This window comes from Psychrobacter sp. JB385 (genome assembly GCF_900163785.1).
Classification (GTDB): domain Bacteria; phylum Pseudomonadota; class Gammaproteobacteria; order Pseudomonadales; family Moraxellaceae; genus Psychrobacter.
Genome location: NZ_FUKN01000014.1, coordinates 272963 through 290473, shown reverse-complemented (window position 1 = coordinate 290473; position 17511 = coordinate 272963). Strand labels below are relative to the sequence as shown.

Here is a 17511-nt window from a genome sequence, read left to right as displayed (position 1 = left end):
TCATTAGCGGTCTTTTTTTTCATTATATTTTTTCAGCTATAACGTCAGTATAGAACATGCAATGCACTGACAAGAAAAATCACATACAAGCATAGTTATTATCAACAAAAGTCGCTAAAATAATTGGCAAAATATCTTTGATCAGCTACCTTTATGAAGCAGTGCGTCACATCATCCTAAAATCATGATATTGACTACCATATATTGATAGAGGGCAACTAAAAAAATAGCCTAGTTACTGATACTGCTTAGCTTAGCTTAGTTAAATAGAATAAATACCATGCCTTGTTATAGAAAAAGAGAGGATTCATGAAAGCGGTTGTTTATGAAAATTTTGGTGCCACACCCAAACTGATGCAGGTAGCAGATCCCACACCAGAGGCTGATGATGTGGTCATTAAAGTGGAAGCGACTGGCGTATGCCGTAGTGACTGGCATGGATGGATGGGGCATGATCCTGATATCGAGCTGCCTCATGTACCCGGACATGAGTTTGCTGGCATTATCGCTGAGATCGGTCGCAACGTCACGCGCTTCAAGGTAGGGGATCGCGTCACAGTGCCGTTTGTGAGTGGCTGCGGCAGCTGTCATGAGTGCCATTCTGGTAACCATCAGGTTTGCGGCAACCAAACCCAACCAGGCTTTACCGATTGGGGCTCATTCGCAGAGTACGTAGTCATCCATTATGCCGATGTTAATTTAGTCCACCTACCTGAAACCATCGACTTTACGACTGCTGCTAGCCTTGGCTGCCGCTTTGTGACCTCATTTAGAGCGGTTGTGGATCAAGGGAAAGTCAGCGCGGGTCAGTGGGTCGCGGTACATGGCTGTGGCGGCGTTGGCTTATCTGCCATTATGATTGCCAATAGTTTGGGTGCCAATGTGATTGCCATAGACATCGCCGATGACAAACTGGCACTGGCCAAAGCGTTAGGCGCTTATGCCACCATCAATGCCAATACCGTAGCGAGTGTTCCCGAAGCGATTTTGGAGCTAACCAAGGGCGGAGCCCATTTGTCTTTAGATGCGCTGGGGCATCCTGCGACCTGTATCAACTCGATTAACAGTCTAAAAAAACGGGGCAAGCATGTCCAAGTCGGCCTGCTATTAGCTGAGCAAGCGACACCGCCCATCCCAATGGACCGAGTCATTGCCAATGAATTAGAAATCATTGGCAGCCACGGTATGCAGGCGTTTCGTTATGATGCCATGCTGCCGATGATTGCCACAGGCAAGCTTGCGCCCGAAAAACTATTGGGCCGAGAAATCAGCTTAGCAGAATCTATCGAAGCGCTGACCTCAATGGAGCACAATACAGTACCCGGGGTGACGGTAGTGACCAGCTTCTAGGCAGCGATCATTTAATAAATTAATATCAAAGAAAATCTGCTATTTGTCTTTGAAGATGAGCTCGCGGTGTCTACACACGTGTGCTTATTTAAACAGTCTTATAGCAGGTTTTTCCCCTTTCGGTAGTAGTTAAGGTGCGCTTCATTGGGCACCATATTGCCGCCCGTTGCCCATATGATATGCGTGGCTTTCTCTAGTTTGTCCATTAATCCGTGGCGCTCTAGATATGCTATGCCTTTGGTGAGCACATTAAACATACCAGGTGCGCCTGCCAATGCCGAAGGCTCCAGATCAATGCCTTCGCTGTCATGCATTAAGGCCAGCAAGCGATATAAATCGTCGTCCGCCACCGTGTAAATACCGCTGAGCAGTTGATCCATCACCTGACCGACAAAGGCGGATGGACGACCGACCGCCAGACCATCGGCACAGGTTTTGTTATCAATACCCAAATCCTGCACACTGATACCATCATGTAAACCCGTATACATACCGACCAGCATGCACGGAGAATGGGTCGGCTCAGCAAAAAAACAATGCACATTGTCCCCAAAAATTTGCTTGAGACCAAAAGCCACGCCACCAGGGCCACCGCCAACGCCGCACGGCAGGTAAACGAATAGCGGCTGCTCGCGACTCACCTGAATACCTTGATCGTCCAGCTGTTGCTCTAGGCGCTCAGCGGCGACGCTATAGCCAAGAAACAGGTCTTGAGAGTTTTCATCATCGATAAAGTGGCAGCGCGGGGTTTGCTCGGCCTCGATCCGCCCTTGTTCAACGGCTTTGCTATAGTCATCTTGATGCTCGACAACGCGGACGCCCTTATCGCGCAGCAAGTCTTTTTTCCATTGACGGGCGTCCGCAGACATGTGCACGGTGACTTGGAAACCAAGCTGCGCGCCCATGATGCCGATACTCAAACCAAGATTGCCCGTTGAGCCGACCACGATGCTGTGCGTGGCAAAGACCGCTTGGCAAGCTGCGCTATCGAGTGTTTGATAGCTTTCTTCTACTGTCAAAAGGCCCGAATCAATCGCGACTGATTCTGCATATTTGAGTACTTCATAGACCCCGCCGCGCGCCTTAATCGAGCCTGAAATAGGCAGGTGGCTGTCGCATTTTAGCAGTAAGCGCCCAGACATCGGATGACCATAAAAGGTTTGTAGAGCTTGCTGCATGCGCGGGATAGCGATCAATGGCGATTCGATGATGCCATCGCTTGCCGCCGTCTCAGAAAATACACTGGCAATATAAGGGGCAAAGCGCTGTAAACGCTCGGATGCGTCCGCGATATCATCCAAGCCAAGCGGCAGATTAGGTGCTACCTCTGCAAAAGGCTGCCACTTAGGATTCAACCAGCACAGCGGCTTGGTGGCTGTGATCGTCTTTAGTAGCGGATGGGTGTGATATAGCTGTGCTATCGATGCTTGCTGGGGTGCTTTCGTTGTCATAAATTACGCTCGTATGAAATGGTGTAATGTCAAAGGCTGTGATGCTTGTGCTATCTTTTAGCTACCGTCTGATATATTGATTAAAACGCGATACCGCAATATAGACAAACTCTTTTTTTAAATGCAAGGATGAATATGGCTCATGTGAATACAAACCCTGCCAGTACTCGGATGCTGGGTAATCTGCACTGCTTTTCTTGTGTCGCTCGCCACATGAGTTTCACCCTTGCCGCGGATGAACTTTGCTTGACACAAAGCGCGGTCAGTCATCGCATCAAGCAGCTAGAAACGCAGCTCGGATTCAGTTTGTTTTTGCGATTTAATCGGCGCATCCAGCTGACTTATGAGGGCGAACAACTCTGGGCGGTACTCAATGATTCGCTCTCTTCTTTGGACATGACCATTCGTGATTTACGCAATCAAGACATTGGTGGGCATTTGACCGTATCGGTACCGCCTTCTTTTGCTCAGCATTGGATAACGCCGAGACTTAGCCAATTTCAAAAACAAAACCCACGTCTGTTCTTGCATTTTAAAACACACAGCCGCTTGATAGATTTTTCACGGGAAAATATAGATATTGCGATTTATTACGGCAGCGGTGACTATCCAGGATTGCACGCTCAGCGATTAATGACGGAGTATCTTCAGCCTGTCTGTAGTCCCGAGTATGCCCGCGAACACGATCTTTACGACAAACGAGAAAATCTCGCCCAGTGCCAATTTCTTCACGATGTCAACGCGTGGCCTGATGCGGGGGCGCATGCTGAATGGGAATATTGGTGTGAGGCATCTGGTATTGCCTCCGTTGACTTAAGCGGTAGCTATTCTTTTGATAGATCAGAGATGGCCGTTAATGCTGCAAAGCATGATTTGGGCATCGCAATGGGTCGACTCAATCTGATTCAGGATGATATCAATTGTGGTGAGCTTGTTACCCCTTTCGCACAGATGATACGAGCCAAACAGCATTATTTTGCAGTTTGCCACCCAGACCGTGTAAATCGTCCTGCGATTAGTGCCTTGTTGCAGTGGTTGTCTAAGACAGCAGCGCAAGACAAACTTGCCTAGTGTCTGGTTTACTCGATTTTGAAGCGTGCTTAATATAGCGCAAACTCACCGTTAACGTTTGTTGATCTTTCATAGAAACTTTTTAGACCATAAAAAAGGCGTAACCTGCGTTACGCCTTTTATTGATAAATCTGATCGTTCTTTTAGCAGACTAATTCGCTATCTTCTTATACTTGGCACGCTTAGGACTGGCGTCATCACCCATCGTCTTTTTACGATACGCTTCAAACTCAGTGTAGTTACCGTCGAACCATACTGGACCTTCTTCTTCGAATGCCAAGATGTGAGTAGCAATACGGTCAAGGAACCAGCGATCATGCGAGACGACCATGACCGTGCCTGGGAATACTTGAATCGCATCTTCTAGCGCACGTAAGGTTTCGATATCCAAATCGTTTGATGGTTCATCGAGGAGCAATACGTTTGCGCCTTGCTTTAGCGTCTTCGCCAATTGCAAACGGTTACGCTCACCACCTGATAATTGACCAACGTGCTTTTGCTGGTCTGAGCCTTTAAAGTTGAAACGTCCGATATAGGCGCGGCTTGGCGTGGTGTAGTCGCCAACGGTAATGATATCAAGGCCGTCAGAGACTTCTTCCCATACGGTTTTATTATCATCTAAGTGGTCACGCACCTGACCGACATAGGCAACCTTGACACTTTCACCCAAATCAACCGAACCAGTATCTGGAGTATCACGCTCAGTAATCATGTTAAATAGCGTGGTTTTACCTGCACCATTTGGACCGATGATACCAACGATAGCGCCAGCTGGGACATTGAAGCTTAGGTTTTCATACAGTAGGCGGTCGCCGAATGATTTGGAGATATCATTGACTTCGATCACCTTATTACCCAAACGTGGACCAGGTGGAATATAAATCTCAGAAGTCTCGTTACGTTTTTGGAATTCTGTTGAGTTCAACTCTTCAAAACGCTGTACACGAGATTTCGATTTGGCTTGTTGGCCTTTTTGATTTTTACGAATCCACTCAAGCTCTTTTTTCAAGGCTTTTGCAAAAGACTCTTCTTGCTTGTTCTGTTGCTCTAGACGGTTGTTCTTTTGCTCGAGCCACTCAGTATAGTTGCCTTCGTACGGATAGCCATGGCCACGGTCCAGCTCCAAAATCCACTGAGCCACATTATCCAAGAAATAGCGATCATGGGTAATGGCAACGATAGTACCGCTGTAATTCTGCAAGAATTGCTCTAGCCATGCAACAGACTCGGCGTCCAAATGGTTGGTCGGTTCGTCAAGTAATAGCATATCAGGGCGCGACAATAGTAGACGGCATAGTGCTACGCGGCGTTTTTCACCACCTGACAGTTTACTCACGTCCGCGTCCCATGGTGGCAGACGCAGTGCATCAGCGGCTTTCTCTAACTGGTTATTTAGATTGTGTGCATCCCATGACTGGATGATGTCTTCCATTTTGCCCTGCTCTTCAGCAAGTTTGTCAAAATCAGCATCAGGTTCAGCGTATTCAGCATAGATCGCATCTAGTCGAGCGAGCGCGTCTAGTGCTTCGCGCATACCGTCTTCGACATTGCCGCGCACGTCTTTACTGTCATCAAGTTGTGGTTCCTGTGGCAGATAGCCAACTTTGGTACCGGCTTGCGCGCGTGCTTCACCGCTATATTCAGTGTCAACGCCTGCCATGATACGTAGCAACGTTGATTTACCAGAACCGTTGATACCGAGGACACCGATTTTGGCACCCGGGAAAAACGATAGGTTGATATTTTTTAAGATTTCACGCTTAGGGGGAACAAGTTTTGACACGTTGTTCATCGTGTAAATATATTGAGCCATTAACACTCCGATAGACTGCATAGAAGAGAACAGCAAATACCACTCAGCGCTGCTGCCAAGCGTGCCGTACCTCAAAATCAGGGTTACAAATTATAGGTCATTATCGCATTGTGACGCATACCCTGCAAGCTGAGAGGTTGTTTTAACACGTGTTTTACCCCTTTTGTCGCAAAGCGCTGTCATTTCTCTCTGGTCACTGCTATAAAATGAGAGATAAGCGAGGTTAAGTGAGCAATACAAGTCACCAAGCTGTTATAAACGCTTTCTAAATAGCACAAAAAAAATCATTAAACCTTTCGATAGTTTAACCAATAGCCGTTAGAATGTTAGCATGTCTTAACAAAACAGTGTTGGTATCAAACAGTTTTTGCATGTTCACTTGGGTTAGACCCAGCTTAAAATCAGTAAAAATATTTAAAGGCGGGTAGAACAACAAGAACTTTATTCACAATCATCACAAAGGTAATAGTTTTATGGCCACCGGCTACCGTCCTGAATGGGTTCAAGGTGCTTTCGTTGATTTTATTGAATCACGCCTGCATTCGTTTTGGTCATTGAGTATACCCAAGATAAGACTGTTAGCACGGCATCGGTTGAGTGATGATCTAATCGCATTACAATTTGAGACCAATCGCGCTTTTAGGCAGCGAGCATTCAGTACACAAAAGGGCTGGCAGGGTGGACAATATCTTAATGTAAGCGTTGTCCTTGCAGGAATTTGTCATCAGCGCAGTTATTCGCTGGTGGGCTTGCCCCATCAACCGCTTTGGTGGATTGATGATAGTAGTAACGCTAAAACTGGCAAAAACCTACCGCGTCATACTGTCACTGTCGCCCTCAAACCGCAAGGATTGGTGTCTGATTATCTGACCAAACGCATGCCCATTGGTACAGCCATTCATAGCAGCATACCTACAGGTTCTTTTACCTTAGCACAAGCAGCATTGGCGCAAAAATACTTAACCAAAGAGCCAGAGCACAATCAATTAACACCATTATTATTTATTGCCAGTGGTAGCGGTATCACGCCCATGCTAGGTCTCATCACGGAGGCGCTGCGCAGTGGTCACCAAGTCACACTATTGCACTACAACCGCACCATTCTACTTCAAAGCCAATGGCAAACACTGGCTGCCACCTACCCAGACTTTACTTATCATTTAATTGATACAGAAGACTCTAATACTCACTTAGCAGGTACGCGGCATCTGACTGCTGACAGTTTATTGACACTCAATCTCTTATGGGCAGAGACACAGATATTCGCTTGCGGCTCGCAAGCCTTATTGACAAGTTTGTATAACGCGGCTGACCAGATACCCTTACCCGATGACAAATCACTGCGTGACAATATCGTCGTAGAAAGTTTCGGCACCAGCTTCGTTAATGCAACCGACGAGCAAACTCTCGATGAAGCATCGACACAGACGGTCTATTTACGAGCGCGGCAACGACAGTTTAGTAGTGACACCACCCTACTGACTGCCGCCGAAAAAGCAGGTATCCGCCTAACTCATGGTTGCCGTCAAGGTATCTGCCAATTGTGCCGTTGTCAGAAAATCAGCGGCGTGGTCAAAAACATCCAAACAGGCAAGCTAAGCCACGACGGTCATGAGTTCATTCAAACCTGTATCAATGTTGCGGTAACGGATGTGGTGCTAGACGTATAACAACGCCATGACAGCTTAATATGTGTCACTGTCTATCGTTGAAAGTTAGTCAATGAATGACTGTCAGCGAACGTTGGTTAGCAACCGTTCAACCTGATTTTTCTACCCACTTGCTTTTATGCTTTGTACCATGCGTCAGCCAATTCACCACATTGAACCGAACCCAATACCCATAAGTTGGATGGTTTGGACTAAGGATCATTTATGCGCTTACTCCCAATTACCAAGGCTCAATCGGCTGTACCCTATCTGTCTCTCTCAAATGAGGTGCAGTTGGACACTTTTCAGCCTTTAGCATCAAAGAACACTCACAGTGTGCCAAAAAAAGAGAACCTAGCAATGGATGAGAGTCATAATGATGACCATAGCCATGCCCATAGGCAGCCCCAGTCTGGACATTACCCAATATTGGCAGGCAACCCTTTAACAAAAGAGCAAACGGAAGCGCTTGGCGAAGAATTAAACGCACTGTATCAAGAAGTGATGGAATCGCTTGGCCCTAACGAGGCGCGATACATACAGCGCATTTATGCCACAGTCGCCTGTAGTGAGATGGCTGGTCGCGGGCTGCTGGCAATAGCGGGCCGATTGTCATCGAAGCGCTATCAAGGCGGTACTTGGTTATTGGGAACCGCTCTACTCAGTTTTAGTAAAATAGTAAATAATATGGAACTTGGGCACAATGTCATGCATGGTCAATATGACTGGATGCAGCACCCACACCTTAATAGTCAAAAATTCGATTGGGACAATGTTTGCCCTGCGCCCTTATGGCAGCATTCGCACAATTACTTACATCATACTTTTACCAATATTTTTGGTCGCGATCACGACGTCGGCTACCATCTTATTCGGATTACTGAGGAGCAGAATTGGACGCCAAGTGACCGTAATAATCTGTTCAAAACAGCTATCCTTGCACTGGGTTTTGAATGGGCCGTGGCTTTTCATGACATTCAAATCAGCGTTGAAGAGTATGCTGACTCCACCGAGTTGCACCAAACCATGCAACAAAAAACACGTGCTTTACTTGCCAAAATCGCACGGCAATTGGCAAAGGATTACGTCGTCTTGCCAACTGCAATTGGATTGGCATTCGGTGGTCGTAGCGCAGTGACTACCTTAAGCGGCACTGCCACTGCCAATGTCACCCGCAATCTGTGGACATGGGCTGTGATTTTTTGTGGACACTTCACTGAGCAGGCGCATATTTATACGCATCTTGATGCCAACGAGAGCAAGGGTGATTGGTATGTACGCCAAATCCTCGGCTCTAGTAATATCAAAGGCAGCAAATGGTTCCACATTTTAACAGGCAATTTATCCCATCAGATTGAGCACCATATCTTCCCTGATATGCCTGCCAGCCGCTACGCTGACATTGCACCGCAAGTGCAAGCACTGTGTCAAAAATACAATCTGGAATACAATACAGGTCGTTTCAGCCAGCAATTGTGGCAAGTATTAAAGCGCATTCATCATTTTAGCAAGCCCACTCCTGAAGAATATCACGCTTATACGCAATCGGCCAAAGCAGATACTGCTGCTGACAGTATTGATGAACATGAGCATCGTTTGGGTGGTTGGAGCCGATTTTTGCCACCTACCCTTCGTCATACGTTGGCGTATGCAAACTGATAACCATGAAAATCGACGACGTGATTGAGCATATTATTAACCCATGCCATTTTGTTTAGATAGGAGTACGCGCAAAAATATTAACATTCATGCTATCTAGATTTACGGTAAGTTCCTAGATAATTGTAGGTTATTCATCCATAATTGGATTTATAACATGGCATTTTTTGACTATTCGCTATGCATCATAAAAGATTATTAAAAAGCCATGTACGACATAGAATAAATATTAAAAATTCGATACTACTATTCAATATTGGAGTGCAATTATGAGCAACCAAAAGTCTGATCCAACACTAGAAATTATCCATAATCAATCAGCAAACCGTTTTGAGACTTCTATTGATAATCAAACAGGTTATATCAGCTATCAAGAACGTGGCGACACTCTTGTTTATGATCATACTATCGTACCGCAAGCTTTAGGCGGGCGCGGAATTGGCTCTGCATTGGTAAAACATGCCTTAAATTATGCGCGTGAAAACGGTAAAAAAGTAGTGCCTCAATGCTCATTTGTATCCGCATACATTAGCAAACACCCAGAATATCAGGACTTAGTATAGTTCGATAATGATGCACTACAAAGACAGTAAGAGAGCCGTTAAAGCTTTACGGCTTATCTTGTCCTCCATATAACTTTAATAAACCAATCCCACATAATAATAAGGTTATTAATATGAGCAGTTTATCTGACAAGCAAATCGATTTGCAGCTAGAAGACCTAGCAGGCTGGGAGCGTGATGGCAATAGTATTGTCAAAAGCTATCATTTTGGCGATTTTATTGAAGCCATAAGCTTTATGAACCAAGCGGCTTTTCATGCCGAAGCGCTAGAGCATCACCCTGAATGGCACAATATTTATAACGTCGTCAAAGTCCGTCTGACCACACATGATACTGGCGGTATCTCAAGTTTGGATATTCGTCTGGCAAAAAGAATGGAGCATATCATTCAACCCAAGCGCTTGTAACAAACGCTTACTTATCGTCTTGATAAGTAAGCGTTTTCCGTCAGACATAAAAAAAGACCCTCGATTGAGGGTCTTTTCATATTGGGTTTTTATAGCAATAAACTGTATTTACATTTTGCGACTGACAAATGCCACAATAAATAAAATCACAGCAACGGCTAAGAAAATATACGCTAAGTTAGCAGATAGTCCAGCGACACCGCCGAAACCTAACAAACTTGCTATCAATGCAACGACTGCAAAAATTATAGCCCAGCGAAACATAACGTTCTCCTCAAATTATTGTTGAAAGATCAAATAGGTAAACACATACAGTAGATTCAAACTCAATGACTTATACTAAAAAGTCACTACCAATATTTGCTTTAATTCCCCTAACCTTCCTTTAAATTACTTCTTATTTTTTTAGTATGCTTTCTAACGGTTTACGATTATAGAGTAGCAATATTCGATTTAAAAAAACGTTCACTTTAGTAATGATAGCGATAACTTATGTAATCTTTGTAGCAAACCTTATTATTATGACGCGTTTGTCCCTCTTTATATGACTTATGTGTCTCAATGGTGAATGACACTAAATAATACGCGTCTTCATTTTATAATTTGCTATAAATATTATGGATAAATTCAGCATTTTTTTACTATATATATTTTACTAAATATTTACTCTTTAAAGTCGCTACTAAAAACTCAAAAAGCGTAGTAATAAATATAAATAATAAGACTGAGCGAGCAAACAAACCTATTGCTCAAAAAGACGATTTGGCTCAGTATTTACTAATCCCATCATTTATATGTATTCCATTGATCAAAATACCAATAAGGACAGTCAATATGAGCAACACTATAGACATGACAAAAACCCCATCAGAAAGCCGCCCCTATGCCGTGGTTCTGTATGGGGCAACCAGCTTCGTTGGCAAGATAACTGCACACTACTTAACCCATTTTCTATCAAACGCCAAAGACAAGAATGGCGCGCATGTCACTTGGGCAATAGCAGGTCGTGACGAGGAAAAGCTTAATAGATTGCAGTCTGAACTTGAAAGCCCAGTCGACATCATTATTGCAAACAGTAACGATGCAAGCAGTCTGGACAAGATGACCAAGCAAACCCAAGTGATTATCTCAACGGTTGGCCCTTATCTAAAATATGGTGAGCCTTTAATCAAATCTTGCGCTGAGAATGGTACTGACTACGTTGACCTCACAGGCGAAGCCATCTTTATTAAAGACATGATGGATAAGTATCAAGATACTGCCAAACAAAGTGGCGCTCGTATTGTCAACTCGTGCGGCTTTGATTCGATACCATCGGACTTAGGGGTTTATTTTACCCAAAGCAAAGCAGAAGAAACGTTTGGCGAAGCCTGTGATGTTATACATATGAGGGTAAAAGCAGCAAAAGGCGGATTGTCAGGGGGCACTATCGCTTCAATGGCCACTATTTTTGAAGAAGTTGGACAAGACCCTTCACGTCGCAAGCAAGTGGCAAATCCTTATTTGCTCAACAGCGATAGAGCCGCACCAAGCGTGCGCCAAACCAATATTAGCAAACCAGAATATGACGACGAGCACAAACGCTGGCTAGCGCCTTTTGTGATGGCGAGCATCAATACTCGTATCGTTCATCGTACCAACCAGCTGCTCGATTATGAGTATGGTCGCGACTTTAAATACGACGAAGCCATGTGGATGAAAGATGGCATCAAAGGACAACTATCAAGCTACGCCATGAGTGCTGGACTGTTTGGGTTTGCCACAGCCATGATGGTAAAACCAAGCCGCGAGTTTTTATCCAAGCATGTGTTACCCAAATCAGGTTCTGGGCCGTCTAAAGAAGAGCAAGACAATGGCTATTTTGATATTCGATTCTTTGGACAAACCGCCAAAAATGACACCATTCAGACCAAAGTGACTGGTGATAAAGATCCAGGTTATGGCAGCACCTCACAAATGCTGTCACAGGCAGCATTATGCTTGGCGCAAGATATTAGCAAAGATGAGGTTGGTGGTGGTTTTTGGACTCCTACTTCTGCTATGGGTGACAAGCTTTTGGCTCGTTTAGAAGAACATGCAGGTTTGAGCTTCGAAGTAATCAGTAGTTAGTCGCAGAGACATAGTCAATCCAATATAAATACAGTACTGCCAACGTCATTTTTTTATCTTTTTTATTTGGCATTAACAATATATAGATAAACTCATATAGTCTCTATCTTCTAAATGCGTCAAGCTATCATAAGTGATGACCGTCAAGGGTCACAGCCGTGTCTTTTATAAAGGGCACGGTTTTTTATTGTGCAAGATTCTTCCTTACTAATGTTAAAAAATAATAATAACGTTATTTTCAGGTAAGTGATGTTGCCAATTTTCGGTTTTTCAACACACTATGTTACATATCTTCTGCTTAATGTCACAGCCATATTGCAATGAGTGACGTAGGATTAGACAAGTTACGACATCAACTACATTCTATTGTCTGTTTATTTGAATATTGGACCTATTGATTTTCAAAAGTGATTTTTTCTTTAAGATAGGTTTTCTAAAGGACATCTTAAACGTAATCAATGCCTTTCATCTCGTAAATGCCCACAAAAGCTTTTCGTTATAAAAGCATTGTCTTAAAAAATGGTGTTCTAAGATGTTCATGATGTCTATTTACCGCGTTTTTTATTGAAAATTTATCTATTATTGAGAGGGAATCATCATGAGATTAAAGGTATTGACAGCTGCGCTTGCAACTACAGGTTTTGCTATATGTGCAAGCTCTGCAAATGCAGCCATGACCACAGACAACCACGGCAATGTTGGCTATGACAGTTATGATGAGTGCGTGACAGCTGTCAAAGATGGCTCGGCTAAGTTTTATACGCCTTATACTTACCAAAATCCTAAGCGCCAAGCAGGAGAAGTCAGCGTCAAAAAAATGCGCTTATCAGAGGTCATGATTCCTCAAAATGTCGTTGATCGTAATCGTTTGACCACAAGCGATTATGCGGCAGGTGCATGCGATTTGGGTGTTGGTCAATCAAATGGTCGTTATGGTGTCTCAGGTGCCTTGGTAGGAAAATATGTGCCTATCGCTGCTGATATGCCGGTCAACGTTTATATGGATGCCGCAGGTAATCCTGTGCGCTTGACCATGCAGCAGTGTGACAATCACTTTGGCGATAAGTTCCCGATGCCTATTGTCAGTGAAGTCAAAGAGCCCGCGGCACAAGTGGCAGTTGCAGAAACGCGTACCATGGAGCCTGTCATCGTTGGCACCACTCGTGTCATCAGACCCGCTAAATACAGTGTAAAAGAGGTCATCATAGCGCCCTCAGATCAGATCAATCGTGTGAATACCCCACAAGGAACAGCAGTTGCTATTGAAGGAGCGAATCGCACGGTTATCGTTGGCGAAGAAGCGGATGCAGACATTATCGACAAGACAGAAATCAATCAAACTTTTCCTGTTAAACGTGTGCCCGATACCAAGCCTTAATCATCAATCATACGTTTAGACAATGGCGGGCAGATAATGGATTGATAATCGGTAAAGCAGTCCTATTTAATTGATATGAGTAGAATAATTAATATTAAAAAGGATATCTGTCAGGACATTGCTTACTCTGACAATAAGCGTACAGTAGTTGCACAAAGTCACCTGCCAACATCAATCTGTTAGATTTTTAATCTATGCACTACTGAATCATTGATTGTTTAATTGCTATTCTCCAATCCAGAGTTTGTAACCAATTTAGCTTAGCTTATAAAACTCTTCATCCAAATCGATCATGATAATCGCTTAATGGTTATCATGATTTTATTTTTTCTACAGATTGAATGTTAGAGATATTAAATATATATATTTGAAATACTACATTAATTTTTTATATATAAAACAACGCTAAATAGTCGTAACGTTTAAATTTTTTTAAACCGACATTATAAGACTATAAATTAAGGAATCCATTGATGAAAAAACGTACTCTACCTTTATCGCTACTTATTGGTGCCACCCTGACTATTCCAAGTTTGGCTATGGCTGCTCCTACTGATACTGCGCAAGCAAATATGCAAACTGCACGAGCAGACATGCAAGTGGCACAAGCGGATGTACAGACCGCACAAGCAGAGATGCAAGCTGCATCTGCCAATGAAGCCATGGAGACCGAGGCTGCCAGTCCCAATGCTGGACAGAATGCCAATCAATCCAATCCGTTTGTAATCAGTGAGACTCAAACTATTTCAAGAGCCAGTACGAACAACATTAGTAACGCTACCAATGCTCAACAAGCAATGCCTACAGCGATGCAAGCTCAACAAGATATGCAAGCTCAGCAAGACATGCAAGCTCAACAAGACATGCAATTACAAGTTGAACCACAAGGCATGCAAGACTCACAAGACGACATGTTACAAGAAGAGCAAGAAGCAGACATGATGGATCAGTAGATCTTTTTTGCTAGCTTTAAATATGTCAAATATATAAAAGATTGAGGCAAGAATGGGTTTTGAAGGTTAAATGACCCCCAATACTCAAACAGTAAAACTTTTCTGTACATATTTAATGCCATCTTCAAGAATCCTAAGTACAAAAAAGGCAGCCATGAGGCTGCCTTTTTTATTTTCTTAAAATACTTATATCAGATACATATGTACTATTTTTTTGCTTTAGTCACGCCTGCTTCTTTTAGCAAAGCACCAAGCGTACCCATCTTACTAGGCGCTTCTGTGCTCTCAACTTTAGAAGCTTTACCACGGGCATTGGCACTGCCCTTATCCTGTCGACTGTCTTGGCGGTTATCTTGACGATTGCCACGTGGTTTTGACGATGACGGACGCTTATCAGTTGCTGGACGGCTACTGCGAGGACGAGTGGCTTCATCATCATTACTTGATTTGGCCTCAGCAGCCTTTGTCGCTGTGCGAGCTGGTTTTTCGGCTTCAGGTTTCATACTAAAGCCAATACGACCGCGTTTTTCGTCGATAGAGATAACACGAACCGATACGATATCGCCAGGCTTAACACGGTTCATAGGATCAGCGACAAAATCATTGGCCATCTGTGAGATATGCACTAGACCATCTTGGTGAACGCCAACATCAATAAAGCAACCAAAAGCGGTGACATTCGTAACCACCCCTTCTAATGTCATACCTTCTGTCAGATCTTTAATACTATTGACGTCTTCACGGAAATTAGCGGTCTTAAACTCAGGACGCGGATCACGGGCAGGCTTAGCAAGCTCATCTAGAATGGCTTTTACACTGACGTTATCATCGTTGGCAGCGAGCACTGTGGTATCGATGGTGTTCAACACCCCTTCATTACCGAGAATGTCTGGCAATGATTTGCCCGTTTGCGTCAATAAGCTATCGACCAGCGCATAGCTTTCTGGGTGAACACCAGTGGCATCCAATGGATTGCTACCACCATGAACCCGTAAAAATCCTGCCGCTTGCTCAAAGGTTTTTACCCCTAAGCGTGGGACATTTTTTAGCGCTTCACGGCTATCAAAAGCACCATGTTCTTTGCGATAAGTGACAATTTGCTGCGCAACATTCTTATTCAAACCAGCGATATGCGCCAAGATAGCAGGACTGGCAGTATTTACATCGACGCCAACGGCGTTCACGCTGTCTTGAGTGACTTTGTCCAAGCTATCAGCCAACTGATTTTGGTTGACGTCATGTTGATACTGACCCACACCGATCGCTTTTGGATCTACTTTGACCAGCTCTGATAATGGATCTTGCAAGCGACGAGCGATAGATACCGCGCCGCGCACTGACACATCAAGATTGGCCAATTCATCACTGGCAAGCTCACTGGCTGAATAGACAGAGGCACCTGACTCATTGACAATAACCGCTTTGGCTTCTAAGGCATCATTGGAGGCCAAAATCTCTTTAATCATCGCATCGGTTTCGCGACTGGCCGTACCATTACCGATGGCCACCAAATCAACCTGATAAGTATTTAGTAACTCATCAATGACGGCTTTGGCCTCATCTATTTTGTTATCAGGTGCAAATGGATAGACGGTGGCGACAACAGGCTTGCCTTCGCTATCTAACATCACATGGCCTTGAGCATCGACGATGGCCATTTTTACGCCATGACGGATACCAGGGTCAACACCCAAGATTACTTTGCGACCAGCAGGTGCTGACATCAACAAATGCTGTAAGTTGTTCGCAAACACTTCAATAGCATCCGCTTCGGCAGTCAAACGCTTTTCAGTCAGTAGGCGATGCTCAATATGCGGACGCCATTTGTCTTTCCACAAGCTGCTGGCCGCTTCTGCCAAAAACTCACGACGAGCAGCAGGGGCTTTTGCATCAATATCAAAATGATTGATGATTTTTTCGATGAAAGGTGCGTCTTCGCCCTCAATCTTTAACCCTAGTACGTTTTCTTGACGACCACGCAGCATCGCTAATAAACGATGGTTCGGTAGACGCGCAAGGCTTTCGCTATGCTCAAAATAATCTTTAAATTTCTCACCGACTTCACGTTTTTCTTCGCTGGCCACAGTAGAGACGATACTGGCAGTTTTGGCAAAACCATTACGCAAATTATCCAGTAAATCTAGTGCTTGTGTCCATTCATCGACAATGATGGCTTGCACACCAGCCAGTTGCTTTTCGATATCACCGAAATCGACCTCAATTTCTTGACCACTATCATCGGTCACATTTGACTGAACTTGATAATCAGCCAAGGCATCGATGGGCGCTATTTCTTGAGTAAGAATTGCTTGGGCAGCAACATCAAGGCCCGCAGCACGTGCTTTAGCAGCTGGTGAACGGCGACGCGGACGATATGGTAAATAGATGTCTTCAAGCTCAAGCTTAGACGTCGCATTATCAATGCGGGTCTGTAGCTCGTCAGTCAAATTACCCTGCGTGCTCAAAAGTTCCGTGATCTTGAGGCGACGAGTTGCCATGTCACGCTCATAATTAAGTGACTTTTCTAAAGCACGTAATTGGGCATCGTCAAGATTCTGAGTCTTCTCTTTGCGGTAACGGGCAATAAACGGAACAGTCGCGCCTTCATCGTAAAGTTTGACAAACGCATTGACTTGAGCAGTCTTAATGCCAAGCGCGCGAGCAAGCTTGTCGTGAATATTCGCGTGTGTGGTTGCATCCAAAACCTGCGCATTTGTCGAGGTTTGAGATGGCGTTAAGGTATCAGTGCTACTCATATACGTATCAATCGTTGAGAAATGTAGTTTTGCATTATAGCAAAAGCTGCATGAATAAAAATCCTTTTTATCTTTTCGTTATTTATCGCGTGTTTTATCGCAAAATTCCTCTCATATCATAAGTTCTGTCGCCTTGTTAAACAAACGCATACAGCATTTTTCTTTATGGGTGATGCAATTGGCACTGCAATCTTATACACTAAAGTATCAATAGCACAAATATCACTAAGTCCTGCTGTATTGAACAAATGTTTTAAAATTTTATATCGTTTTTGCTAGGCTTTGGATTGCTTTAAAAGTATTACCCAAAAAGTAACAACAGTACTTTGATGACCGCTTGATTTTTACCCAT

General features: G+C 44.0%; 13 protein-coding genes. 9 read left to right on the top strand and 4 right to left on the bottom strand.

All coding sequences use genetic code 11. The annotated features are described in order from the left end of the window. Positions 1-309 precede the first annotated feature (309 nt). Positions 310-1350: a zinc-dependent alcohol dehydrogenase family protein gene (locus CZ794_RS12345; protein ID WP_087041899.1), complete on the top strand. Its 1041-nt coding sequence runs from the start codon at positions 310-312 to the stop codon at positions 1348-1350. Between the two features lie 98 nt (positions 1351-1448). Here CZ794_RS12345 and CZ794_RS12340 read toward each other — a convergent pair whose 3' ends face one another. Then, entirely contained in the window at positions 1449-2801 is a 1353-nt protein-coding gene (locus tag CZ794_RS12340; RefSeq protein ID WP_087041898.1) for a D-serine ammonia-lyase, read from the bottom strand. 135 nt (positions 2802-2936) lie between these two features. On the opposite strand from CZ794_RS12340, the gene dsdC reads away from it, so the two are divergent. Continuing rightward, on the top strand, positions 2937-3872 hold the full coding sequence (gene dsdC / locus CZ794_RS12335; protein ID WP_179207312.1) for a DNA-binding transcriptional regulator DsdC: 936 nt from the start codon (positions 2937-2939) through the stop codon (positions 3870-3872). A 151-nt stretch (positions 3873-4023) separates the two neighbouring features. On the opposite strand, the gene ettA is transcribed toward dsdC, so the two are convergent. Beyond that, positions 4024-5685, bottom strand: a complete 1662-nt coding sequence (ettA, locus tag CZ794_RS12330) for an energy-dependent translational throttle protein EttA (RefSeq protein WP_087041896.1) — start codon at positions 5683-5685, stop codon at positions 4024-4026. A 473-nt stretch (positions 5686-6158) separates the two neighbouring features. Here ettA and CZ794_RS12325 point away from each other — a divergent pair, with 473 nt between their 5' ends. The 4 genes from CZ794_RS12325 (at position 6159) to CZ794_RS12310 (ending at position 9963) form a co-directional block, all read left to right on the top strand. Continuing rightward, a complete protein-coding gene (locus CZ794_RS12325; protein WP_087041895.1) occupies positions 6159-7355 on the top strand; it encodes a flavin reductase family protein in 1197 nt (398 codons plus the stop codon). A 204-nt stretch (positions 7356-7559) separates the two neighbouring features. Beyond that, positions 7560-8993 carry an acyl-CoA desaturase gene (locus tag CZ794_RS12320; protein ID WP_256958970.1) on the top strand — a complete coding sequence of 478 codons (1434 nt, stop codon included), beginning with the start codon at positions 7560-7562 and terminating at the stop codon, positions 8991-8993. Between the two features lie 269 nt (positions 8994-9262). Then, entirely contained in the window at positions 9263-9556 is a 294-nt protein-coding gene (locus CZ794_RS12315; protein ID WP_087041894.1) for a GNAT family N-acetyltransferase, read from the top strand. A gap of 113 nt (positions 9557-9669) precedes the next feature. Then, entirely contained in the window at positions 9670-9963 is a 294-nt protein-coding gene (locus CZ794_RS12310) for a 4a-hydroxytetrahydrobiopterin dehydratase (RefSeq protein ID WP_087041893.1), read from the top strand. 108 nt (positions 9964-10071) lie between these two features. Here the strand turns inward: CZ794_RS12310 and CZ794_RS12305 are convergent, their stop codons facing one another. Then, on the bottom strand, positions 10072-10227 hold the full coding sequence (locus tag CZ794_RS12305; RefSeq protein ID WP_087041892.1) for a DUF1328 domain-containing protein: 156 nt from the start codon (positions 10225-10227) through the stop codon (positions 10072-10074). A gap of 570 nt (positions 10228-10797) precedes the next feature. On the opposite strand from CZ794_RS12305, the gene CZ794_RS12300 reads away from it, so the two are divergent. The 3 genes from CZ794_RS12300 (at position 10798) to CZ794_RS12290 (ending at position 14403) form a co-directional block, all read left to right on the top strand. Continuing rightward, positions 10798-12072, top strand: coding sequence for a trans-acting enoyl reductase family protein (locus tag CZ794_RS12300; RefSeq protein WP_218778326.1), 1275 nt, complete (start codon positions 10798-10800; stop codon positions 12070-12072). A 598-nt stretch (positions 12073-12670) separates the two neighbouring features. Further along, positions 12671-13450 (top strand): hypothetical protein, encoded by a 780-nt coding sequence (locus CZ794_RS12295; protein ID WP_087041891.1) that lies wholly within the window; start codon positions 12671-12673, stop codon positions 13448-13450. A 473-nt stretch (positions 13451-13923) separates the two neighbouring features. Further along, complete coding sequence (locus tag CZ794_RS12290) at positions 13924-14403, top strand: hypothetical protein (RefSeq protein WP_087041890.1); 480 nt, start codon at positions 13924-13926, stop codon at positions 14401-14403. A 206-nt stretch (positions 14404-14609) separates the two neighbouring features. Here the strand turns inward: CZ794_RS12290 and CZ794_RS12285 are convergent, their stop codons facing one another. Further along, complete coding sequence (locus CZ794_RS12285) at positions 14610-17159, bottom strand: Tex family protein (RefSeq protein WP_087041889.1); 2550 nt, start codon at positions 17157-17159, stop codon at positions 14610-14612. Positions 17160-17511: the final 352 nt, after the last annotated feature.